At 61.8% G+C, this 21887-nt stretch carries 19 protein-coding genes and 1 pseudogene; 10 read left to right on the forward strand and 10 right to left on the reverse strand.

What is annotated here, in order from left to right; all coding sequences use genetic code 11:
- The first annotated feature begins 277 nt into the window (after positions 1–277).
- Positions 278–1145 (forward strand): annotated as a pseudogene (locus ACOABP_RS29115) (alpha/beta fold hydrolase).
- 52 nt (positions 1146–1197) lie between these two features.
- On the opposite strand, the gene ACOABP_RS29120 reads toward ACOABP_RS29115, so the two are convergent.
- Entirely contained in the window at positions 1198–1776 is a 579-nt protein-coding gene (locus ACOABP_RS29120; protein WP_474231398.1) for a LuxR C-terminal-related transcriptional regulator, read from the reverse strand.
- A gap of 67 nt (positions 1777–1843) precedes the next feature.
- On the reverse strand, positions 1844–3514 hold the full coding sequence (locus ACOABP_RS29125; RefSeq protein ID WP_474231258.1) for an MASE1 domain-containing protein: 1671 nt from the start codon (positions 3512–3514) through the stop codon (positions 1844–1846).
- 292 nt (positions 3515–3806) lie between these two features.
- Here ACOABP_RS29125 and ACOABP_RS29130 point away from each other — a divergent pair, with 292 nt between their 5' ends.
- Entirely contained in the window at positions 3807–4193 is a 387-nt protein-coding gene (locus ACOABP_RS29130) for a hypothetical protein (protein ID WP_474231259.1), read from the forward strand.
- Positions 4194–4310: 117 nt separating this feature from the next.
- Here the strand turns inward: ACOABP_RS29130 and ACOABP_RS29135 are convergent, their stop codons facing one another.
- The 6 genes from ACOABP_RS29135 to catA form a co-directional block, all read right to left on the reverse strand.
- Positions 4311–5696, reverse strand: a complete 1386-nt coding sequence (locus ACOABP_RS29135) for an MFS transporter (protein WP_474231261.1) — start codon at positions 5694–5696, stop codon at positions 4311–4313.
- 293 nt (positions 5697–5989) lie between these two features.
- Entirely contained in the window at positions 5990–6766 is a 777-nt protein-coding gene (gene benD, locus ACOABP_RS29140) for a benzoate diol dehydrogenase BenD (RefSeq protein ID WP_474231262.1), read from the reverse strand.
- Complete coding sequence (gene benC / locus ACOABP_RS29145) at positions 6763–7785, reverse strand: benzoate 1,2-dioxygenase electron transfer component BenC (RefSeq protein WP_474231399.1); 1023 nt, start codon at positions 7783–7785, stop codon at positions 6763–6765. The genes benD and benC overlap by 4 nt, the downstream gene beginning before the upstream one ends.
- Before the next feature lie 38 nt (positions 7786–7823).
- Entirely contained in the window at positions 7824–8312 is a 489-nt protein-coding gene (gene benB / locus ACOABP_RS29150) for a benzoate 1,2-dioxygenase small subunit (RefSeq protein WP_474231263.1), read from the reverse strand.
- A complete protein-coding gene (locus ACOABP_RS29155; protein ID WP_474231265.1) occupies positions 8309–9667 on the reverse strand; it encodes an SRPBCC family protein in 1359 nt (452 codons plus the stop codon). The genes benB and ACOABP_RS29155 overlap by 4 nt, the downstream gene beginning before the upstream one ends.
- 102 nt (positions 9668–9769) lie before the next feature.
- Complete coding sequence (catA, locus tag ACOABP_RS29160; RefSeq protein WP_474231267.1) at positions 9770–10705, reverse strand: catechol 1,2-dioxygenase; 936 nt, start codon at positions 10703–10705, stop codon at positions 9770–9772.
- Positions 10706–10878: 173 nt separating this feature from the next.
- Here catA and ACOABP_RS29165 point away from each other — a divergent pair, with 173 nt between their 5' ends.
- The 8 genes from ACOABP_RS29165 (at position 10879) to ACOABP_RS29200 (ending at position 19907) form a co-directional block, all read left to right on the forward strand.
- Positions 10879–11802 (forward strand): LysR family transcriptional regulator, encoded by a 924-nt coding sequence (locus tag ACOABP_RS29165; protein ID WP_066743062.1) that lies wholly within the window; start codon positions 10879–10881, stop codon positions 11800–11802.
- A gap of 230 nt (positions 11803–12032) precedes the next feature.
- Positions 12033–13232, forward strand: a complete 1200-nt coding sequence (locus ACOABP_RS29170; protein WP_474231268.1) for a benzoate/H(+) symporter BenE family transporter — start codon at positions 12033–12035, stop codon at positions 13230–13232.
- A gap of 200 nt (positions 13233–13432) precedes the next feature.
- The gene (locus tag ACOABP_RS29175) at positions 13433–14059 is read left to right on the forward strand and encodes a DUF6988 family protein (RefSeq protein WP_474231269.1); all 627 of its coding nucleotides are present in this window, start codon (positions 13433–13435) and stop codon (positions 14057–14059) included.
- A 146-nt stretch (positions 14060–14205) separates the two neighbouring features.
- Positions 14206–15471, forward strand: coding sequence for an MFS transporter (locus ACOABP_RS29180; protein ID WP_474231270.1), 1266 nt, complete (start codon positions 14206–14208; stop codon positions 15469–15471).
- A 612-nt stretch (positions 15472–16083) separates the two neighbouring features.
- A complete protein-coding gene (locus ACOABP_RS29185) occupies positions 16084–17037 on the forward strand; it encodes a Bug family tripartite tricarboxylate transporter substrate binding protein (protein ID WP_474231271.1) in 954 nt (317 codons plus the stop codon).
- Positions 17034–18182, forward strand: a complete 1149-nt coding sequence (locus tag ACOABP_RS29190) for a CaiB/BaiF CoA transferase family protein (RefSeq protein ID WP_474231272.1) — start codon at positions 17034–17036, stop codon at positions 18180–18182. The genes ACOABP_RS29185 and ACOABP_RS29190 overlap by 4 nt, the downstream gene beginning before the upstream one ends.
- Positions 18179–18964, forward strand: coding sequence for an enoyl-CoA hydratase (locus tag ACOABP_RS29195; protein ID WP_474231273.1), 786 nt, complete (start codon positions 18179–18181; stop codon positions 18962–18964). The genes ACOABP_RS29190 and ACOABP_RS29195 overlap by 4 nt, the downstream gene beginning before the upstream one ends.
- Positions 18965–19019: 55 nt before the next feature.
- Positions 19020–19907, forward strand: a complete 888-nt coding sequence (locus tag ACOABP_RS29200) for a LysR family transcriptional regulator (RefSeq protein ID WP_474231274.1) — start codon at positions 19020–19022, stop codon at positions 19905–19907.
- Positions 19908–20017: 110 nt separating this feature from the next.
- Here ACOABP_RS29200 and ACOABP_RS29205 read toward each other — a convergent pair whose 3' ends face one another.
- Both ACOABP_RS29205 and ACOABP_RS29210 read right to left on the reverse strand, forming a co-directional pair.
- Positions 20018–20998: a Bug family tripartite tricarboxylate transporter substrate binding protein gene (locus tag ACOABP_RS29205; RefSeq protein ID WP_474231275.1), complete on the reverse strand. Its 981-nt coding sequence runs from the start codon at positions 20996–20998 to the stop codon at positions 20018–20020.
- 266 nt (positions 20999–21264) lie between these two features.
- Entirely contained in the window at positions 21265–21846 is a 582-nt protein-coding gene (locus tag ACOABP_RS29210) for an amino acid synthesis family protein (RefSeq protein ID WP_474231277.1), read from the reverse strand.
- Between the last annotated feature and the right edge of the window lie 41 nt (positions 21847–21887).

A 21887-nucleotide genomic window follows, 5' to 3' on the forward strand; every position in this document is an offset into this window, starting at 1 on the left:
TTTATAGACGACGCCATGCTGACGCGGCCGATGCGGCGTTCCAGGTGGACGAAGCCAACATCCGGATTTGCCCTGCGCAGCACCACGCAAGGCCAGTGTATGTGATCTATGAGGCTTATTCAGGGACGGCTATCACAAGCGCCCGGCGGGCGGTCGTCTTGCGTGGGAATCCGCATATTCCTCGCTGACCTATCAGAAGCGTTGATAGATTCCATCAAAATTATGCGTTTACCTTTTTGCCCGCCTTCCATCAAAGTCTCGGCAAAGGAATAACTCCATGAATGCACGAGCGCCCCTCACTACCCTGGCCCTGGCCGGAGCCTGGCCACAACCGTCTTTTGCTTACACTGCCGCCGGCACCTCAGTGCCCTATCTGGAAACGGGGAGCGGCGAGCCAATGGTTTTCGTGCATGGGTCGTTGTGCGACTACCGTTATTGGGAGCCGCAACTTGCTACGCTGTCGAAGCGCTTCCATTGCTTCGCCCCCAGCCTGAGTCACTACTGGCCGGCAACCGGCGCATCTGGACATGGCGATTTCAGTTGGCGGGCGCATGTCGTTGAAATGGCGGCGTTCATCGAGTCGCTGGGTCGGGGGGGCGGTCCATCTGGTCGGCCACTCGCGTGGTGGTTGCGTTGCATTTCATTTGGCGCGCGAGTACCCGCATCTGGTGAAGACGCTGACGCTTGCGGATCCGGGCGGGCCCTTGCAGGCAACGCCGCAGGCAGCGGTTGCAAGCTTGCCGCCGGCGGTCCATGCGTTGAGGGCGAGGGCGGCCGAACTGATCGATCAAGGTGAATTCGACGGCGGTCTGACGCTGTTTGTCGACTCGGTCACCATGCCTGGCTTCTGGAACAAGAGTTCACAGAGCTTCCGCGGCATGGCGCTTGATAATGCCCTTACTCTTCCAAAGCAACTGCGCGACCTGCTGCCCGCCTATACGCGCGAAGGCGCTTGCGACATTCAATGCCGAACGTTGCTGATCGATGGGCAAAAGAGCCCGCGCATGTTCCGAAGCACCGTCGAGAAGCTTCAGGAGTGGATCGGGGGTGCTGAACGGCAGACAATCGTGGGAGCCTCTCACGGTATGAATATCGCCAACCCCGGCGCGTTCAATCGCGCGGTTGCGGAATTTGCGAACCAGTGAGCCCTGGGGACAGGGCGGGTTTCGCGTTTAACGCGTGAAAGGCACCTCGCGCCTATTGGCTTTCGACCCACTGGATGGCAAAGCGCATCAGCTCCTTGCCACTGCGGATATCGAGCTTTTCCTTGATATTGGCCTGGTGGGCTTCGACGGTCTTGATGCTGCGATTCATTTTCTCGGCAATCTGGCGCGTACTGAAGCCCAGTCCGATCAGATGCAGGATCTCGAATTCGCGCTCTGACAGGTTGGCGATGGCGCTTGTGGCCGTCTTTGTTGGTGTCGTCAGCGTCCGCGCGAGCTTTTCATGCATCGCTGCGCTCAAGTAGACATTCCCGGCGAGTACCTCCCGGATGGCATTCAGGATATGCTCGGTAGCCCCGAGTTTCATCAGGTACCCATTTGCGCCTGCCCGCAACGCACGTTCGGCGAACAAGGCTTCGTCATGCATGCTGAGAACAAGGATCGCCAGCATTGGATAGTGCTGCCGGAAGTTCTTGACAAGATCCAGGCCTGAGTTCGACTGCAGGCTGAGATCCACGATGGCGAGGTCAGGCTTGCAGGTGACCGCAGTCACCGCTTCTTCGACACTGCCTGCGACGCAGCAGACGTGCAGGTTTTCATGTGAATGCAGCAAATGCGTCAGCCCTTCCCGAATGATGGGATGGTCATCCACGATAAGGATCTGGACCGCCCGGCCCGGACTACATGGTGTTCCGTGCATGGTCCGGACTCTCCGGTATCGGGAAGCTGATTGCAACCGTGGTGCCACCCCAGCTATTGCAGGACACTGTGCACGCCCCGCCCAACAGACTCGCCCGATGACGGAGGTTGTGTAATCCCAGTCCTGTGGCACGCGCCATCTGGTCCTCGGCCACGCCCACGCCGTCATCGCTGATCGAGAGTCGCTGCAGCCCGCTGGCGCGATCCAGTTCGATCCATATGTGGCGGCCATGGCTGTATTTGAGCGCATTATTGACCGCTTCCTGTGCCGCACGATAAAGATGGATTTGCATGGGCGGAGCCAGGAAGTCCACCTCTGACCTGATCTGGAGCGCGCAGTCGATGCCGTTGACCGATCGTGTCGTCATGACCAGGCCTTGCAACGCGGCTGACAGACCACCAGCCTCGATGGCGACAGGATCCAGGCCGTGCGCGACCTTACGCGTCATCAAGGCGGCCTGCCTGACCAGTTCGACGATCTTGGCGGCGCTCGTGGCGGCGGGGTGCCGATGCTTCTGCAGGTCCTCGCTCAGCGCCATGCAATAGAAGCTCAGGCTGGTGAGATGCTGGCCAAGGCCGTCATGCAACTCCTGGCCGATAAGCCGCTGCTGCTGATCGCCACTTCGAATCAGTTCCGCCTCCAGCAGACGACGTCGCGCGATCTCGTCCCTCAGTTCCTGGTTCGCGCGTTCGAGGTCGTGGGTTCGTTCTTGCACGCGTGCTTCCAGCATGACGTGGGACGCAAGCAGGAGCCACTGGATTCGTTTTTCCTGTGCATGTGCCGCCACCAGGAGCAGTCCGGTAACGGCGACGACGTTGGCAAATGCGCACCATCTGACCAGGCTATCCACCGGTGTTTCGCCTGCAAAGGGACCAGTTCCGTTTGTGGTGCCCCAGATGGCGATGATCGAAACCAGCAGGGTTGAAAGGCAGGTACCCCAGTGATCGAAGCGTAGTGCGGCCCAGATGGTGAACGGAATGACTGCCAGGGCAGCAGGATAGTATCCGTGCCCTGCGAGCTCGCTTGAGCCGAAGATGAGATAACTGATCCATGCGGTCGCGAGCGTAAGCGCACACGCTTCCAACGCCAGCCTGGCGGAGTGAACCGGGTTCGGATACGACATCACTGTCAGTAGCGCAGGGGTCACGACCAGCACACCCATCATGTCCCCGAGCCACCATTGGAGAAGGGCGGTGGTGTATTCGCCGGGACGCGCGAGGCCCGCTGCAACAAGCGCGCTCGCGCCGGTGAGCGCGCTCACCGCCGTACTGGCCGTGGCACCCAGGATGATGAAGGCGATCACGTCCTTGCTGCGATCCATGGTGCTTCGGAATCGCACGAACTGCTTCAATGAGAGCCACGCCAGCAGGGATGCGGTCATCGCACCAAGCCCGATGACCAGTGCCACTGGAGGCGGCATGCCCACCGACATGTTGGCCGCGATCGAGCCAAGCGCGATCCCGGGAGCCACCTGGATACCCAGGACAAGCAAGGCAGCCAGGGCGATGCCGCTGGAGGGCCACACAAGCGACACGGCACCTCCCACCACCGCATAAGCTAGCCCCAGCTTTGCGCCGGCGAAGTAGGCCAGCGCGACCAGTGCAGTGTTGACAATGAGGCGGAGCCGCGCAGGTTGCGTGTTGTTCTGCATTGCTAGCTTCCGATCATGGGGCAGACCTTCGAACACCAGGCTTTTGTTGGCCACAATGACGATGCTTGTGCGCGCGGTATTGCGTCTCTTCCAGGCACGCTGGGAACGACGCAGCGTAAGAGTATTTAGAATTTATGCCAGATTTCCGCGCGCGGTAAGGAAGGATTCCATGCGCCAGGCAGGTTTGGCTGCTGCTTCCGGGTGCCATGGCGAGTTTTGCCGTCCAGAGGCCGGACTCGATACCCGTTCGCAACCGAGGTGGACGCAGGATCCTCGAATAGGGCGTTCCCCTATGCGTTTTTCGGACCAACCCCTGACCCATGTACCTGCCGTTGCGGCATACATTCACGAGTACGAAGTTGCGGCGCACAAACTGAAGCTTCGGGGGTTCTTCCAACCACGTCAAATTGGGGGTGAAAAAATGGCAAGAACAATCTTGTTGCTCGCTGTGGCGAGTGCGGCGCTCAGCGCTGGCGTGGCCTATGGCGGGGTGGGGACGCGGGACGTCTACACCGACGGCGCCAGCACGATGGGGCCGCGGGATCCTTATACCGATGGTGGTCTGACATCAAAGTTCGACGTCTTTTCCGATGGCGCGCGCGTCACGGACAAGCGAGACATGTTCCTTGATGGTGCTCGTGTGACGGACAGGCGTGACGCGTTCACCGATGGTGCGTAATTCCAGAGTGCAATGAATCACCAGACGGCCGTTACGGGCCGTCCATAGTCAGCATCTCCCTCGAGTGTCCTCGAGGGATTTTTTTTAGCTCTGCCGCATGGAATGCAGTTGCCGATGTCACGAGCCGCGTTGTTGAGCGCGCAACGACAGGCTCGGCTCTGTTTCCGTCACGCCGCTGGCCAACTGGCTGTCGATCACCGAGGCCGATCGCTTGTGGTCGATCAGGAGCACAGCCAGCACCGCGATGACAGCAGGCACTGCCATGGCGACGAAATTCTGCTGGAGCGGTAACGACAGGCTTACCAGCACGCCAATCACAATGGGCGCAAGGATGGCGCCGCTTCTGCCGACACCGGAGGCCCAGCCAATGCCCGTGCCGCGAACCGTGGCCGGGTAGAACTGCCCGGCATAGGCATACGTGACGATCTGCGTGCCGATGGTGGACGCGCCCGCGAGCGCGACCACGAGGAACAAGGCTTCGGTTGGCATCCTGAAGCCAAGCAGCGTGATCGACACTGCGGCAAGTGCGTACATGCCGACCAGGACGTGTTTGATGTTGAACTTGTCTGCCAACCAGCCGCCGCCGATAGCACCGGTCATCGCGCCCAAGTTCAGCACCAGAACGAACGTCAATGCCGATCCGAGGCTGTAGCCTGCGCCCGCCATGAGTTTCGTGAGCCAGGAACTCAACGCATAGACCATGAAGAGGCACATGAAGAAGGCGATCCACAACATCACCGTACTGAAGCCCCGGCCATCGCGGAACAACGTGCTGAGCGGCGCACCGGTGCCTTTCTCTGCCTGCGGCAACGCGAAATGGTCAGTCGCCTGGGCACGGTAGGACGGCTCCATCTTTTGGAGCACGGCCCGAAGTGTGTCAAGGCGATTGCGCTGAATCAGGAACGGCAGCGATTCCGGCATCAACCTCAACACGGCGGGGATGATCAGCACGGGAACGCTGGCGGCCAGGAATACCGATTGCCAGCCATACGTCTCGATCAGCGATTTGCCCATCAATGCCGCGAGCATGCCGCCTACGGAGTACCCGCTGAACATGAGCGTGACCATCGTTCCGCGGATCCTGCGCGGCGAGAACTCCGTCATCTGCGCGACGACGTTGGGCATCACACCGCCAATTCCCAGTCCGGCAAGAAAGCGCGTGACGCTGAATGTAATGGGATCCTGCGCCATGCCGGCCGCAGCGGTAAAGGCGCTGAACAATGCGATGCAGATCGCAATGGCTCTGGGACGGCCAATACGATCGGCAATGCTCCCCATGATGACCGCGCCGAACATCATGCCGAACAGCGCGGAGCTGACCATAAATCCGGCACCTGTTGCGGTAACGCCCATGCCTTTCATGATCGACGGCAGAGCGATGCCTACGACGGCGAGGTCGTAGCCGTCGAAGATAATGATGATCGCGCACCAGAACAGTAGTCCGGCATGAAACCGGTTGAAGCGGGCTTCGTCTGCAAGCTTGTGAACGTCGATGTGACGCATGATTTTGTCTCCTCCGTTTGTTTGGAATGGCCCGCGGCATCCCTGCTGGCTATGAAGCCTGAGGGGAGTAGCGGTTGCCCTGGCCTGAAACGTTGAATCTGCCGGTCGCTGTCTGGTGCAGCGTTGGCGGGGGTGCGATGGCGTACGGGTACTGGTCGTGAGCGAGGCGATCCTTGACGAAGGCGCTACATCGTTGCTTTGTGTCGACGCAACCGACGAGGTCATTGCGAATGGCGTGCGAGTTGACCGTCGAGTCGCATCCACCCTATGCGTGAAGCGAGCCTCGGCAGGCGTTAGCCGTTGTCGCCGCCGGCCACCGGTAACACGGCGCCAGTGATGTAGCCCGCATCGTCAGAGGCGAGGAACAGAATCGGTGCGATCTGCTCGTCGAGCGTGCCGTATCGCTTGAAGAATGTCGACCCGGTCACCTGCGTGACTGCCTCGCGCATCCAGGCCTGCTCTTGTTCGTTATCCCCGGCCGCGTTGCGTGGTACGCGGCGCGGAGGCGCTTCGGTTCCGCCGGGGGCAGCCGCGACCACACGAATGTTGTGCTCGCCGTACTCCATTGCCAGCGATTGCGTCATCGCGTTGACGCCGCCTTTTGCAGCCGAATACGGGACGCGACGGATTCCGCGCGTGGCGTTCGATGAAACGTTCACGATGGTCCCGCCACCTTGCGCGAGCATGTGCGGCAGGACCGCATGGCAGGTGTACAGGGTAGGCATGAGCGAGCGGCGAATCTCGGCATCGATCTGGGCCGGTTCGAACTCGGCATAGGGCCGCATTCTGATGGCGCCACCCACACCGTTTACCAGGATGTCGATACGACCAAAGAGCTTGATCGCGAAATCCATCGTGGAGGCGGCGCCTTCATAGGTCTCCAGGTCGGCCATGAACGCGGCGGCGTCTGCCCCAGTTGCTTCGGCAGCGACTTCGGCAACAAAGTCGGCCCGGTCGACAAACAGCACCTTTGCGCCCTCGGCTGCTGCGCGAAGTGCCACGCCACGACCGATACCCTGTGCCGCGCCGGTGACCACCATCACCTTGCCTACGAATCGACGGGCATTCATGCGGTCACCGGGGCCACGTTGGGCGTGAACTTCTCGTAGTGGAAGCTGTTGGGCTTTACGCCGTTGTCGTCGAAGTGCTTGCGCACGGCGTCGACCATCGGCGGCGGTCCGCACAGGTACACGTCGACGTCGCCATCGTTCAGGTATTCCGCCGGCATATGCTGGGTGACCCAGCCCTTGCGAGGGTGGCTCGATTCTTCTGCCGCGACCACGGTGCTGAACGTGAAGTTGGGCAGCTTCGCGACGTACGCCTCGATCGCCTCAACCTGGACCAGATCGAGATCTCGTGTCACGCCGTAAATCATATGCACCTTCTGCTGCGAGTTTGCACGCACCAACACTTCGAGCATCGACAGGAACGGCGCCAGGCCTGTGCCGCCAGCCAGGAACAGCAGCGGACGTTCCACTGCCCGAAGATAGAAGCTGCCAAGAGGGCCGGTCAGTTGCACGGTGTGGCCGGGCTGGGCTGATTCCAGCCAGGTGCTCATCACGCCGCCAGGAATCTTCTTGATCAGGAAGCTGATCTTCGATGCGCCGGGTGCGGACGAGAACGAATAGGAGCGGTGCTGCCCGCTGCCGGGTACGTCGATGTTGACGTACTGGCCCGCCAGAAAGACTGGCGGAATGCTGTCGACATCAAGCTCGAGCACTACCGCCGCGTCATTGTGCTGTTCGACTTTGGTGACCGTCGCCGCGAACCTGCTTTGCTCGGTCTTGCAAACGGTCGACGACGCGGGCACGGCGATGACACAGTCGCTCTGCGGCACCATCTGGCACGTGAGTACGAGACCGTTATCCTTCTCGTCCTCGCTCAGTGCGTCCTCGATATAGTCGTCGCCCAGGTCGTAGCGGCCGCTCTCGGCGCGGCACTTGCAAGTGCCACACACGCCGTCGGAGCAATCCATCGGCAGGTTGATCTTGGCGCGGAACGCGGCATCGAGAACCTTTTCGCCGGCTTTGCATTCGACGAAACGGGTCACGCCGTCTTCAAAATTCAGTGCGATGTTGTAGCTGGACATATTGCCTCCTGCGTCCTGTCTTGCGCCAACCGGTGCCATCAGACGTGATAGACGTCGAGCACCTGGCGGATATAGTCATTCTTGAGCGCGATCTTCTTGCTCGAAATCAGCAAGCGATCTTCAACCTTGCGCAAGGTGAGATAGACGGTGCCGAAGAACTGGTCCGTCACCTTGTAGCGGTGGCTCAACGTGTTGAAGTTGTAGCGAACGTCGATTTCGTGAGCGCGCGCTGCCAGCACCTCGACGTTGGTCACGTTGTGGCTGGTGCGCGGTTCCGGCATCGAAGCGCTGCTGCGCTCGGTCCGGATGCGAAACACCCGGTCTTCAAGGCCACCGCGGTCCGCGTAGTACATCAGAGAGATTTCGGTCTGCGGGTCTTCGGTGAGCTTGTCGTCGTCGTCCCAGGCCGGCATCCAGTAGGTCACGTCTGCCGTGTAGCAGGCCAGCCATTCGTCCCACTGGCGGTCATCCAGAAAGCGCGCCTCCTGATAAAGCGTCTGACAGATTGCTTGATAGTCGATGGTCATACAGCCGCCTCTGCGTGTTCCTTGCGCAGGGCTTCGCGCATCACCTGCATCCAGTATTCGTGTTGCACGACGAAGAGACCTTCGTCTTCACTGCGTTCACCGGAGATCAGCGGGTTCAGCCCCATGCCCCTGGCGTTCGCGTCGGGGCCGTGGACCCACAACGGTGCGCCGCGGGACATATCGTTCCACATCGACGTCGTGCTGGCGTACCCCGCCTGGCACGCCCGGAACTCCTCGAGGTCGTCGCTGGTGCCCATGCCGGAGACGTTGAAGAAGTCCTCGTACTGGCGAATGCGGATGGCGCGGTTTTCAGCGCTTTCGCCTTTCGGGGCGAAGCAGAAGATGCTGACTTCGGTCTTGTCGACACTGACCGGGCGGACCACGCGAATCTGGGTGCTGAACTGGTCCATCAGAAAGACGTTCGGATACAGACAGAGATTGCGTGTCTGATTCACGATGTAGTTCGCCTTGTCTTCGCCGACACGCGCGGCGATCTCTTCACGGTGCTGATAGACCGGGCGCACTTCCGGGTTCATCGTGTTGGTCCAGAGCAGGATATGGCCATGCTCGAAGCCGTACACGCCTGCGATCGACTTGCTCCAGCCATTGGCATCGACGGCCTTGGTGCCTTCCACCTTGCGGCGGCCCATCGTGGCGGCATAGTTCCAGTGCACGGTGCTGACGTGATAGCCGTCGCAGCCGTTCTCCATCTGCATCTTCCAGTTGCCGTCGTAGATGTAGGACGAATTCCCGCGCAGCACTTCAAGACCTTCTGGCGCCTGTGCGACGATCTGGTCGATGATGACCTTCGTTTCGCCCAGATAGTCCTCGAGCGGCATCACGTCTTCGCTCAGGCTGCCGAACAGAAAGCCACGGTAGTTCTGGAAGCGGGCGACCTTCTTCAGGTCGTGCGAGCCTTGCTTGTTGAACTGCACCGGGTATTCGGTGGTCTTCTCGTCCTTTACCTTCAGCAGCTTGCCCGCGTTCGAGAACGTCCAGCCGTGGAATGGGCAGGTAAAACTGCCCTTGTTGCCGTGCTTGCGGCGGCAGAGCATCGCCCCCTTGTGGGCGCACGCATTGATCACCGCGTGCAGTTCGCCGGTCTTGTCACGCGTGATGACGATGGGCTGGCGACCAATCCACGTGGTGTAGTAGTCGTTGTTGTTGGGCACCTGGCTTTCGTGCGCCAGATAGACCCAGTTGCTCTCGAAGATGTGCTTCATCTCGAGTTCGTACAGGTCGGCGTTCGTGAAGATGTCGCGGCGGCAGCGGAAGGCGCCATTTTCCTTGTCATCCTGGACGGCGTTGCTCAACAGATCGTCCAGTTGGCGGGTTTTATCGATAGTTGCGGACATGAGTCGTCTCCCCAGGCGGGCCTGACGGGCAGGCCCGCACGGTTCAGAAGGTTCGTGCGGAGGAGTTGGCGGCCGGGCGACGCCGGCCGCCGTGTGGGGGCGTTACGCTGCGGCGGAGACGCGCGGACGATTGACCAGCTGGTTGTCCTTGCCTTGCACCAGCGGGGTCAGCTCGATGTTGAATTCGATTTCCTTGTACGCATCGGCCTTGAGCCCCAGCGCCGTGCCACCCGTTTTCGCGACGACGTGGGGGACGAGTTCTTCGCGCGTGGCATAGGCGAAGTCATCCCAGATCAGCGGGTCGCCTTCGATGTTGATCTGCGTGGTGAGCTTGCGCGTCTTGTCGCTCGTCACGAAGAAGTGCACGTGCGCCGGACGATTGCCGTGGCGGGCCAGCGCGTCAAGCAGCTGTTGCGTCGCGCCTTGCGGCGGGCAACCGTAGCCGACCGGCATCAGCGTGCGGAATTCGTACTTGCCGTCAGCGCCAGTCTTCACCGCGCCACGCAGGTTGAAGTCGTCCTGGGCACCGGTGGGGTCGAAGTGCGAATAGAAGCCCTTCGAGTTGGCATGCCAGCATTCCACGACGGCGTTGGCCACCGGCTTGCCGCCCGGGCCGCTGACGGTGCCGCGAATGACGAGGGGGCCGGCGTCTTCGTCGGCATTGATGTCGATCCTGGACACGCCGTCACGCACGGGAGCGCCGGCGACATACAGGGGGCCCTCGATCGTGCGTGGCGTGCCGCCGTGAATGTCGGCGTCGCGGTCTGCGGCGTCCATGCGGATGTCGAGATACTTTTCGAGACCCAGGCCGGCGGCCAGAAGTGCGGCCTCGCCGTCCTTGCCGAGCTTGTTGAAGTAGTTCACACCGGCCCAGATCTCGTCGGGTGTCATGTCGAGGTCGTCAATGGCCTTGAAGAGGTCGCTCAGCAGACGATGCGTGATCTGCTTGGCGCGCGCATTGCCCGCTTGGCTGCCCAGATTGGTGGCGGCTTTCAGCAGGTCCTGCACTTCCTTGGTGTCGAATACTTTGGCACTCATGTCTGCTCCTAAGTCTCTGTATTTTTGGTGGGGTTAACCCTCATTTCACGTCGGTCGAAAGCTACTCGGAAGGTATAATCGGCCGCTGAAACAGAGCGTAAAAGCAGAATAGGGGCGCAAAACGGGCCAGTCCAACACCGTTTTAGTATCAGGCTATATCTGGGAGGTATTGTATGGAGCTGCGACACCTGCGCTACTTTGTAGCGGTTGCGGAAGAGCGCAACTTCACGCGTGCAGCACAACGGCTCCATATTGCGCAGCCGCCGCTCAGCCGGCAAATCCAGCAGCTTGAAGAGATCCTCGGGGTGCAGCTGTTCGAACGGAACTCCCGTCCGCTCAAGCTCACGGAGACCGGCAAGTTCTTCTATTCGCACGCGGTGCAACTCATTGCCCAGACGAATGATCTGGAGTCGATGACGCGGCGCGTGGGCAACATCGAGCGCAGCCTGTCCGTCGGCTTTGTCGGTTCCACGCTGTACGGCATGCTACCCAAGATCATTCGGCGATTCCGGGACGAGAACAAGTCGGTCGAGCTCAGCCTGCACGAGATGTCGACGATGGACCAGCTTCGCGCGCTCAAGGACGGCCGCATCGATATCGGGTTCGGTCGTATTCGACACGAGGACGCGAACATCCGCCGCGTGATTCTCCGCGAGGAGAAGATGATTGTCGCGCTCCCGGTAGGTCATCCGCTCTCCGTGTCGAAGCCGGTGCTATCGCTTCGCGACCTCATCTACGAAACCCTCATCGTCTTCCCGAAGGCCCCGAGGCCCAGCTATGCGGACCAGGTTCTTTCGGCTTTTCAGGAGCGCGCGCTGACGCCGCGACGCATCTATGAGGTCCGCGAACTGCAGATCGCATTGGGACTCGTCGCGGCCGGAGAGGGGATTTCCGTCGTGCCGAGCAGTGTCTATGGCCTCAAGCGCGATGACGTCAGCTATATGGAGCTGGATGATCCGACCCTCACGTCACCCATCATCATGAGTATGCGTGCCATGGACGAGTCGCGTGACATCAAGGAGATGCTCGAGCTGATCTATCGGCTTTACGAGGAAGAGCGTATTCCCTACGCGGCGCGCACAGACAAGGCGGACTAATACATACACCGGGGGTATGGCCTCAGACGTCGACGGTCTTGGACAGACGCGGGCTGCCGACGCCATACTGCACCCCCAAATTGTCCCGGTTGGCGGCCTCCCGCTCGTAGGAAGCGCGTCACTGCAGGAGCAGACATGCTGTATCTCATCGGAACCCATCCAACCCTGACGGTGCGTGTCATGCCGCTCGCACGTCGTTCTTCGTCGAGGTTGACGATTACGGCAACGCCATGAACCGGGGCGCGAACGATACGTTGGATACCGGGACTGCCAAAGGCGCCTGGTCCGTGTCAGCCGTTACGGCCGGGCTGCTTGCCGTCATCATTTCCTATGCCGGCCCACTTGCCATCTTCTTTCAGGCGGCGCATGCCGCCAATGTCGGCAATGACGTGGTGGCCTCGTGGGTGTGGTCGATCTCGATTGGTGCCGCGGTGTCCGGACTGGCACTTAGCTGGCTGCTCAGGCAACCCATTATCACGGCCTGGTCGGCCCCGGGCACGGCGCTGCTTGTGACGCTTTTTCCAGGAATGCCCGTCAGTGACGCGATCGGGGCCTATATCGTGGCCGGTGCCTGTATCCTCGCGATCGGTCTGACGGGGGTGTTCGACCAGATTACGAAGCGCATTCCGCCAGGGATTGCATTCGGGATGATGGCGGGCATTCTTTTCCAGTTCGGCACCAATATCTTCAAGTCGGTCAGCATTCATCCGTGGCTTGCGTTCGGGATGCTCGGCAGCTACCTTGTGTTTCGGCGTTGGGCAGCGCGCTACTGTCTGGTCCTGGTGCTGGCCTTTGGTTGCGCGCTTGCCATGGCGCTCGGCCTGACGCATTTCGATACCGTCAGCCTGCGTGTCACGCACCCCGTCTTCACGATGCCGACGTGGAACTGGCAATCAACCATCAGCCTGGCCGTTCCGCTGGTCATCGTCAGCCTGACAGGCCAGTTTCTTCCTGGCTTCGCGATCTTGCGCGTGTCGGGGTACGAGACGCCGAGCCGGCCCGTCCTGGTTGGCACCGGCATCGCGTCAATCCTGGTGGCCTTTACCGGGGGGATCACCATCGTTATTGCCGCCATTACGGCGGCGCTCTGCACGGGTCCGGATTCTCATCAAGACCCTCGGCGTCGATACGTTGCAGGTATCGCCAACGGAGTGTTCTACCTGATTGGCGGGACGTTCGCCGGTACGGTGGTGATGCTGTTCGCCGCGCTGCCTAACGCTTTTGTGGCGGTGCTCGCCGGGCTGGCCCTGTTAGGGGCCATCGCGACAAATATCGTGGGACTGGTTCAAGACGAGGACCATCGGGAGGCGGCGTTCATTACATTCATCGCCACCGCCTCGAACATGAGCTTCCTGGGCCTGGGTTCCGCGTTCTGGGGAATTGTCCTGGGATCGGTTGCGCACCTCGTGCTCCGGAGAAGGAACGGATAGGGGCTGGCAGCCATCGGTCTGCCGCCGTAGCCTCGCGGACCAGACGACCTGGTCGGCTTTGGGAGAGTGGCTTCCGTTGGCGGCAGCGCCGAAAGCTATAGAATTCACGTTCTTTTTTGCCGAGACGCATGCCTGCCGCTCCGACAGTGAGCTGGCTGGCATGGCATTGGCAGTGACAAGCTGACATGGTAGGGGAAGCAATGGCAAGCAACGAATTTCTGGAACGGACGGCGTTGTTCCACAAAGCCGCAGTCACTTGCATTGCGTCGGTGCAACCCGAGGATGGTAAGCGTTCGGTTGCGGCATACCAGTGCGCATTGATGTCCATCGAGCATGCATCGGGAATGCTGGCGTTGCTGTCCATGGGACTGCCCAATGCGGCGCTTGCGCTCCTGCGACCGCAGTTCGAGACGCTGGTGCGGGGGGTCTGGTTGCTGAATGCAGCGGACGAGAAATGGGTACGGCAGTTTCACGAACCGCTGACGGCGACGACGGAATCGGCAGACCGGCTGCCCGGCGTGACGGACATGTTTAATCAGCTGGCGCCGGTCGAGTCACCGGACGCGCAAGCCGTGGTGAGCAATCTCGACCAGTACCGCAGCTTGAACTGGTATGCCCTGAACAGCTTTACGCATGGCGGCAGGCACCCGATGTCTCGATCGGCACCGGGCTACTCCGAGGACCTGGCCACAAATGTCGTGCGCAATGCGAATGGCCTGGTGTGCCTGGCCACCCAACTCACGGCCACCCTGAGCGGTGATCCAGGCGGCATGGAGACGGTGCGCAAACTCCACGACGAATACCGGGACTGCTTGCCGCTGGCGTAGAGGGCAGCAAACCATGCGCCACGGACGCTGCCCTGGCAGACGGCTGAAGCGACTGTGAACGGCCTGCTACCCCTGCCGTACGGGGGAGTCCTCGCCGACATCAGGTATCCTCCGCGGTGCGTTTTTTGTTGCTTTGAGAGGATGTTGTGTCGCGCAGCAGTTGGGCCGTGGCGGTTGGGCCACTTTTAGGTTTGTTCATTGTCAGTTTGGGAAGCGGCTTCATGTCTTCCCTCACGTCTCTCCGGCTCGACGCCGCTGGCGTTTCGGCAACGATGATCGGTGCCATTTCGTCAGCGTACTTCGTCGGGCTGACACTTGGCGCGGTGACCAGCGACCGGTTGATTTCCCGGATCGGTCACATTCGCTCGTACAGCAGCTTTGCATCCCTTGTCGCGATTACATATCTGCTTCAGGGCTTGTTCGCTGATCCCTGGATCTGGCTCCTGCTGCGTCTCGTGAACGGCTGGGCCATGGTAGGCATCTACCTGGTCGTGGAAAGCTGGTTGCTGCTTGTCGGGGACACGAAGTCCAGGGGGCGGTTGCTGGCGATCTATATGATCGGCCTCTATGGCTCGATCATGCTCGCGCAGATGAGTCTGGGCGCCATTGGCTCTGTGGCGGAGAGCGTGCCGTTCATGGTGGCCGGGGTGCTGGGGTCCATGGCGGTGTTGCCCATGGCTGTTCTGCCGAAGACCGCACCGGACGTAGGCCATGCAGAACCCCTGATGCCACAGGATCTCGTGCGCATGACGCCCGCAGGCGCCATCGGCAGCTTCGGTTCTGGCGTGGGCATCGCGGCGGTCTACACGCTACTGCCGATCTACCTGCAACGAGAAGGCATGAGCGTTGCCCAGGTAGGCCAATTGATGGCCAGTGCCATTTGCGGTGCGATGGCGTTGCAATACCCGGTAGGCCGGTGGTCCGACAGGCGGGACAGGCAGACCGTTCTGCTTGCGCTGAGTGTGGGATGCGCAGCGGTCTCGCTGGCTGTCCTGATCCTTCCGAGTTACCCGCCTTTGCTGATGGTGCTGATGTTCCTGATCGGGGGCGGTATCTTCGCCATCTATCCGGTGGCGGTGAGTCACTCGGCGGATCGGGCAGAGGCCGGTGAACTGGTACGCGTCATTCAGGGCATGCTCCTGATCAACTCGGTGGGCTCGGCGATCAGTCCCTTGATCATCTCGCCGCTCATGAATCGACTAGGGGCCAGCGGGCTGTTCTGGGCGTTTCTGATCTTGCACGCCGGTCTGGCGTCCTTTTTCCTGTGGCGACGAAATAGCCATCCATCGCCGACGTCGGCAGCACCATTTGCCGCGACGGCGCAAATGACCCCTATCGGGGCGGAAATCCGTGTCACCGAGGAACTGGCGCAAGCCATCTCGGATCTGCGAACGGAGGAGGCTGTCTCGTGATCTTTTTGCCTGCACGGGTGTTCCCCCCGGAACCTTATGAGCGGGATGGACGTCTCAGGCAACGTCGCCTTTGCGCCGGCCATCAGTGCCACCGAAACGGCGACGTGCGCATGGTAGTAACAGTCTTCAATCAGCATAAGAACATGACCGAGATAAATCTACCGCCCATGGGCGTCGCCGGGGAAGTCAGGGCCTTCTCCCGCGAGACGTTGTGCAAGTTCGCCGCGAAGTGCCAGCAGCTGGCCAGGCGGTTTCCGATATGAATAGCAAGCAGCGACGCAAGGCCTACCGAAAGAGCCCCTACCAGATCGAAACGACATGGATGTTTCGGGGAGCGCCGGTGACCATCACCCGCATTGCAAGCCCCACCGCTGTCATTGTCGAATTCGAGGGGGCTGGCGCGCGTACCCACGTTCCTACACGAGCGCTGCAGCCACGCGGACCCCGTAACGTGGACACGCCTCGCGCCACCGGAGCGTGGCACGGCACGCATGGGTGACATGCCACGGTCTACGCCGGTTTATTCCAATCAGCGATAAATCTATGAATACAATTCGCTTGTTGTGATGAGTCGTCGGGCTGAAGATGGGGGTATCAAACAAGGAGACACCCATGAAAGCCCTGATTGCCGCCCTGGTGACTGCGACGATCATCGCCCCAAATGCCTTCGCGCAGGGCGATGCCTACCCGAGCCGCCCGATCAAGCTCGTCGTCCCGTTCACCGCAGGAAGCGCGTCGGACACCGCCGCCCGGATCATTGCCGAGGAGGTGCGCGCATCGCTGGGGACGATCGTCGTAGACAACCGTCCCGGCGCGAACGGCATCATCGGCTCCAGCTACGTGGCGAAGTCGCCTGCCGACGGGTACACGCTGCTGTTGACCAGCAGCTCCACCCATTCCGGTATCGAAGCGCTGTTCAAGCGTCCCGGATACGATCCGATCAAGGACTTCGTCCATATTTCCCGCATCGCCACCATTCCGATGGTGCTGGTGACGCGTCCTGACGCGCCGTACAGGTCCACGGGGGAAATGGCGGCATACGCGCAGAAGAATCACCTGCGCTACGGTTACGGCAGCGGCTCCGCGCAGATTGCCGCCGCCACGTATTCCCAGATGGCAAACGTGCCGGCCGACGCCATTCCGTACAAGAGCCAGCCGCCGGCTGTGACGGACCTGCTCGGTAGCCAGATCGACTTCATGGTGGCGGACACTTCCGTCGTCATGAGTTTCCTCCACGGCGGCAAGCTCAATGGCCTGGCCATTACCAGCCCCAGGCGACTGCCGGAACTGCCGAACGTGCCGACGATGGCCGAAGCGGGCTACAAGAACTTCGACCTCGTTGTCTGGGTTGGGCTGGCGGCCCCGGCAGGCACCCCGGCGGCGATTGCCGAGCGGTGGAACAAGGCGGTGAACGAGGCGGTCGCGCGCCCGGCGGTCGTGGAAAAGCTTGCCAAGCTGGGTATGGTGGCCGCGCCGGCCAGCACACGCGACTTCGCGTCGTTCACCGTGGCGCAGCGTGGCATCTGGACTTCCCGTGCCGCCAAGGCGGGTGTGGAGCAGCAATGATCGATCCGCTAGCCCAACACGCCGGACCATTGGCCGGCGTCCGGGTGCTCGACCTGACGTCCGTGATCATGGGGCCCGTCTGCACGCAGATCCTGGCCGACTACGGTGCTACCGTCGTGAAGGTCGAACCCCCGGAGGGCGACGTCATGCGCCATGCAGGTGCCAAGCGCGTCGCCGGAATGGGCGCGATGTTCCTGCATGCCAATCAGGGCAAGGTGTCTGTCGTGCTTGACCTCAAGTCCGAGGCCGATATCGCCAGGCTCCGGGAGATGCTGCCGACGTTCGACGTGCTGGTCCACAACGTGCGCCCGCAAGCCATGCGCCGCCTCGGACTCGACGACGAATCGGTTCGGCAGATCAATCCCGGCCTCGTGTATGTGGAACTCACCGGCTATGCCGATGGCGGCCCGATGCACGGCCGTGCGGCCTATGACGATGTGATCCAGGCGCAGACCGGTCTGGCGGACCTGTTTGCCCGCCAGACCGGCGGCGCACCCCAGTATGTGCCGACACTGATAGCCGACCGCGTGACGGGCCTCACGGCCGCGCATGCCACCATCGCCGCGCTGTTTGGCCGCCAGCATACGGGGCAGGGCGACACCATTCGCGTGTCGATGTTCGAGACGATCGCCGCGTTCGTGCTGGGGGACCATCTGGGTGGGGCATCGTTCGATCCGCCCGCCGGCCCCATGGGCTACAGCCGGCTGCTCACGCCGCATCGCAAGCCATACCGGACGCGCGACGGCTATATCGCGGCCGTGGTCTACAACGACAAGCACTGGCGCGCCTTTTTCGAGGCGATCGGCGAGCTGGCCACCTTCGAGGCCAATGCGAAGTTTCAGACCGCGGCCGCCCGCGCAGAGAACTACGACACGATCTACGGGTACCTTTCCGAAGTCATGGCGACCCGTACGACGGACGAATGGATCGCGCTGCTGGAGCGTGCCGACATTCCGCACGCGCGTGTCAACCGCATGGAAGACCTGATCGATGACGCCCAGCTCCGGGCAGTCGGTTTCTTTGACGAGCGGGATTGCGGGGATGCCGGACAGCGCCGGATCGCCGCGCGGTTCCGTTCGCCTGCCGCGGCCCATGACTTGCCGGCGCCCGCGCCGAAGCTGGACGAACCAACACAAGGACAATGACCATGACCACGGAAGACCTGAAGCACTTGGCCCTGCAGGTGTCGGACCAGGGCGTGGCGACGCTGCAGATTGCCAACGGGACCAGTCTCAATATTCTGGACTCGGACACCATCGTCGAGCTTACCCTGACGCTGCGACGCCTGGCGAGGCGTCCGGACGTGCGCGTGCTTGTATTGCGCGGCACCGGTGACAAGGCCTTTATCGGCGGCGCCAATATCAAGGAACTGGCTCGGCTCGATCCCGAGACGGCCGTTGCGTTTATCACCCGCCTGCACGATCTGTGCGAGGCAGTGCGTGACTTCCCGGTGCCCACCATCGCGCGCCTGTCGGGCTGGTGCATGGGTGGCGGGATGGAGTTTGCAGCTGCTTGCGACATCCGTGTTGCGGATGAACACGCAAACTTCGCGATGCCGGAAGTCCGGATCGGGATTCCCTCGGTCATCCACGCAAACATCCTGCCGCGTCTCATTGGCGAGGGCAATACGCGCTGGATGCTGCTGACGGGTGCGTCGATCAACGCCGAGCGGTCGCTTCAGTGGGGCTTCGTGCATGAAGTCGTGCCCAACAACGGCCTCGATGCCGCGGTGGCGCATACGGTCTCGGAGATTCTGGAGTGCGGCCCCCAGGCAGTGCGTGCCCAGAAAGCCCTGCTGCGTGCCTGGGAGGATCCGGCCATCGAGCGTGGGCTGAAGCACAGCATCGCGGTGTTCGGCGAATGCTACGCGGGGACGGAGCCCGATGCGTACATGACCCGGTTCCTTGAGCGGAAGAAACAGCGGTGACCGGTTGGTGGAGCGGTCCTGTATGATCGATCGCTCTGCCAGATCCGTTTGTCCCATGAACTTCACGCTCCGTGAGTTTCGCGTTTTCCGCGTTGTCTATGAGCTTCGCAGCTTCAGCGCCGCTTCGCAGGCCATCCACATGACGCAGTCCGCGGTCAGCAAGGTATGCCAGGAGATGGAGTCGAAGGTCGGGCAGCGACTGTTCGAGCGCACTACCCGGAAAGTCATTCCCACGCTGCTGGCCAATCAGCTTTATGCCCATGTCTGCGAGGTGCTGGGCACGATGGACGCGGCCGAGCGCAGTATGCGCAGCCTGCTGAACATGGAGGCCGGGGAGGTCAGCGTTGCCTCCTCCCCGATGCTGTGCGTAGGGATTCTGCGCAAGGCGGTGGCCGCGTTTCACGAGGCGCATCCCGCCATCCGCATCGGCCTGCATGAGCTTTCCACCGACGAAACGATCGACTATGTCGTCAACGGGAAAGCCGACTTTGGCCTGACTTCGATCGAAGGGGCGCACCCCAAGCTAGCGATCGAACCGCTCTACAACGAAAGGATGTTTGTGGTCTGCGCAGCCGACCACATGCTGGCTCGCAAGCGTGTGGTGAGCTGGGAACAACTGGCGACGCACCCACAGATTTCCTTGCACCCGACGTTCAGCACTCGCAGAACGATCGACCGCGTCTTCGCTGCCCGGCATCTGGCCTATACCAGTGCGATGGAAGTCGGCACCGTGTTGTCAGCCATCAGCTTTGCCAAGGCTGGCGTTGGCGTGGCGGTGTTGCCGGGGTATGTCACCGAGCTGGTCGGTGAACTGGGCCTCGTCGCCAAGCCATTGCCGGCCGAGGGTGTCGAACATCCCATCTCGATCATCACCCGGTACAACGCGATGTTGTCGGCACCAGCCGCGACTTTACTGGAAGGTTTGCGGCGATCCGTGGATTGAGCCCGCCGGTCTGCTGGGTGCTGAAGCTGACCCGAGGCGCCCTGATGCCGGCGCCAACGCTGGAAATGGCCGGAGGCGAGGGATCAACCTCCGGACCCAGCAGTACGCTTTTACTCGAGCTTGGCGCCCGACCGTTCCACGATGGGCTTCCAGGCCTTGTATTCCGATGTCACGAGATCGGAGAATTGCTGGGAAGTCAGGAGCTTGGGCTCGGCGCCTTGCTCGTGGATGGCACGGATGACGTCGGGCCTGGCGAGAACCTTGTTGACCTCGGTACCAATGCGCTCGACAACATCCGCCGGCGTCTTGGCCGGCGCGAAGATGCCGTACCAGGTACTGACATCCACGTTCTTGTAGCCGCTTTCCGCAACAGTCGGCACGTTGGGCAGCGACGTGCTGCGGGTGGCCGACGTTACCGCCAACGCGCGCAGCTTGCCGGCCTTGACCTGGGCCAGCGCGGAGGGCACGGACGCCACCATCAGGTCGACGTTGCCTGCCATGGCGTCCATCATTGCGGCATTGGACCCCTTGTATGGAACGTGCAGCAACTTGATGCCGGCGGCCTGGCTAAAGATCTCGGCGGCCAGGTGGATGGTCGTGCCATTTCCGGGCGACCCATACTTGATGGATTCCGGATGCGCCTTCGCGGCGGCTACCACGTCGGCCAGCGTCTTGAAGCGCGAATTGGCTGACGTGACGATGGCGATGGGCGTGTAGGCGACGTGGCTGATCGCAACGAGGTCGCGACCCGGCACATAGGACACCGACTTGTACAGCCAGGGGGCGACCACCAGATTGTCTTTCTGTCCCATGACCAGGTCGTACCCGGTTGGCGCGGCGCGGACGATTTCCGCGATGCCCAGCGTGCCGCCAGCCCCCGGCTTGTTGTCGGGGACAAAGGTCCATTTGGTGTCCTGCGACACCTGGTTGGCCACCAGGCGGGCCAGAATATCGGTGCCGCCGCCCGGCGGGAACGGAATCACCAGCCGGATGGGCTTGGCTGGCCACGGGTTGTGAGCGGATTGGGCTTGTACGGGCGTGGTGGTGAGACCACAGGCCACCAGCACGGTGGCCAGCATTGCCTTCAGCATTGCAAGGATCCTTGTGAAGCGAATCCTGAGCCGAACGTTCGCCATCTTTTGGCGCGGGCTGGTGGGGGGTAGGTGATGACGCCGCTGCTCACGCGTTCATCGCGCGCTGCGGGTGGCACAGGCGCGCAGAATCGAGACATCACTTCAGACAACAGGAATTCGGGTAATAGATGCGGCCCGAATTATACCGGCTGCGATCCCCGGCCGCCGGAAAGGGCAGCCGGGGACCGCAGCCGGAGAGGCGACCGGCCTGCGGCCTCGGCGCGTCAGCGCTGTCCGTCGGCGCCGACCACGTTCTCCTTGAGCAGCCCGCCCAGCCGCGAATGCACGCGGCCACCGGTGCCCATCACCAGTGCAAACAGGATTTCATCCGGACGTGGGGAATCCTGGATGCCGATCTCGATGCTGTTGAAGTGGCTGCGCACGTACGACGCGTGGACGTAGTGCACCGGCACCATCATGCGGTAACCCGCCGAGGCCACGGCCTTGACCGCCGGCACCATTGCCTTCGGCTCGCCCAGCACGGTGCGCATGGCCCAGCCGCCCGCTTCGTGCCAGACCGCACCATGCTCCATTTCGCCGTTGATACCGACGATGGCGGCCTTGCTGTAGACCTCGATCTTGTCCTTGCCGCCCAGTGTTTCCACCAGCTCCGTGGCCAGCAGCGAGCCAAGGGTGCGCAGTTCCGCCATGAACGGCATCAGGTCCGGCTCATATCGGCCGGCATACGGGTTGCGGATGACAGCGGCGGCCGCGGCCAGCTTCAGCGGCTGTGCAACCGGCGGGCCGCCTTCGTGATAGGTCGTTTCAACGATCAGATGGCGTTTGCGGATTTCGATCAGGGACACAGGGTTGCTCCGGGAGGATGGGGTAAGGGGGCAGAGGGCGC

Source organism: Cupriavidus sp. HE11, assembly GCF_056097175.1.

What these genes read in the sequence shown, in the direction of transcription:
- ACOABP_RS29125 (WP_474231258.1), bottom strand. Translation starts at nt 3,514, where the DNA reads ATGCAGAACAACACGCAACCTGCGCGGCTCCGCCTCATTGTCAACACT.
- ACOABP_RS29130 (WP_474231259.1), top strand. Translation starts at nt 3,807, where the DNA reads ATGCGTTTTTCGGACCAACCCCTGACCCATGTACCTGCCGTTGCGGCA.
- ACOABP_RS29135 (WP_474231261.1), bottom strand. Translation starts at nt 5,696, where the DNA reads ATGCGTCACATCGACGTTCACAAGCTTGCAGACGAAGCCCGCTTCAAC.
- benD (WP_474231262.1), bottom strand. Translation starts at nt 6,766, where the DNA reads ATGAATGCCCGTCGATTCGTAGGCAAGGTGATGGTGGTCACCGGCGCG.
- benC (WP_474231399.1), bottom strand. Translation starts at nt 7,785, where the DNA reads ATGTCCAGCTACAACATCGCACTGAATTTTGAAGACGGCGTGACCCGT.
- benB (WP_474231263.1), bottom strand. Translation starts at nt 8,312, where the DNA reads ATGACCATCGACTATCAAGCAATCTGTCAGACGCTTTATCAGGAGGCG.
- ACOABP_RS29155 (WP_474231265.1), bottom strand. Translation starts at nt 9,667, where the DNA reads ATGTCCGCAACTATCGATAAAACCCGCCAACTGGACGATCTGTTGAGC.
- catA (WP_474231267.1), bottom strand. Translation starts at nt 10,705, where the DNA reads ATGAGTGCCAAAGTATTCGACACCAAGGAAGTGCAGGACCTGCTGAAA.
- ACOABP_RS29165 (WP_066743062.1), top strand. Translation starts at nt 10,879, where the DNA reads ATGGAGCTGCGACACCTGCGCTACTTTGTAGCGGTTGCGGAAGAGCGC.
- ACOABP_RS29170 (WP_474231268.1), top strand. Translation starts at nt 12,033, where the DNA reads ATGAACCGGGGCGCGAACGATACGTTGGATACCGGGACTGCCAAAGGC.
- ACOABP_RS29175 (WP_474231269.1), top strand. Translation starts at nt 13,433, where the DNA reads ATGGCAAGCAACGAATTTCTGGAACGGACGGCGTTGTTCCACAAAGCC.
- ACOABP_RS29185 (WP_474231271.1), top strand. Translation starts at nt 16,084, where the DNA reads ATGAAAGCCCTGATTGCCGCCCTGGTGACTGCGACGATCATCGCCCCA.
- ACOABP_RS29190 (WP_474231272.1), top strand. Translation starts at nt 17,034, where the DNA reads ATGATCGATCCGCTAGCCCAACACGCCGGACCATTGGCCGGCGTCCGG.
- ACOABP_RS29195 (WP_474231273.1), top strand. Translation starts at nt 18,179, where the DNA reads ATGACCATGACCACGGAAGACCTGAAGCACTTGGCCCTGCAGGTGTCG.
- ACOABP_RS29200 (WP_474231274.1), top strand. Translation starts at nt 19,020, where the DNA reads ATGAACTTCACGCTCCGTGAGTTTCGCGTTTTCCGCGTTGTCTATGAG.
- ACOABP_RS29205 (WP_474231275.1), bottom strand. Translation starts at nt 20,998, where the DNA reads ATGCTGAAGGCAATGCTGGCCACCGTGCTGGTGGCCTGTGGTCTCACC.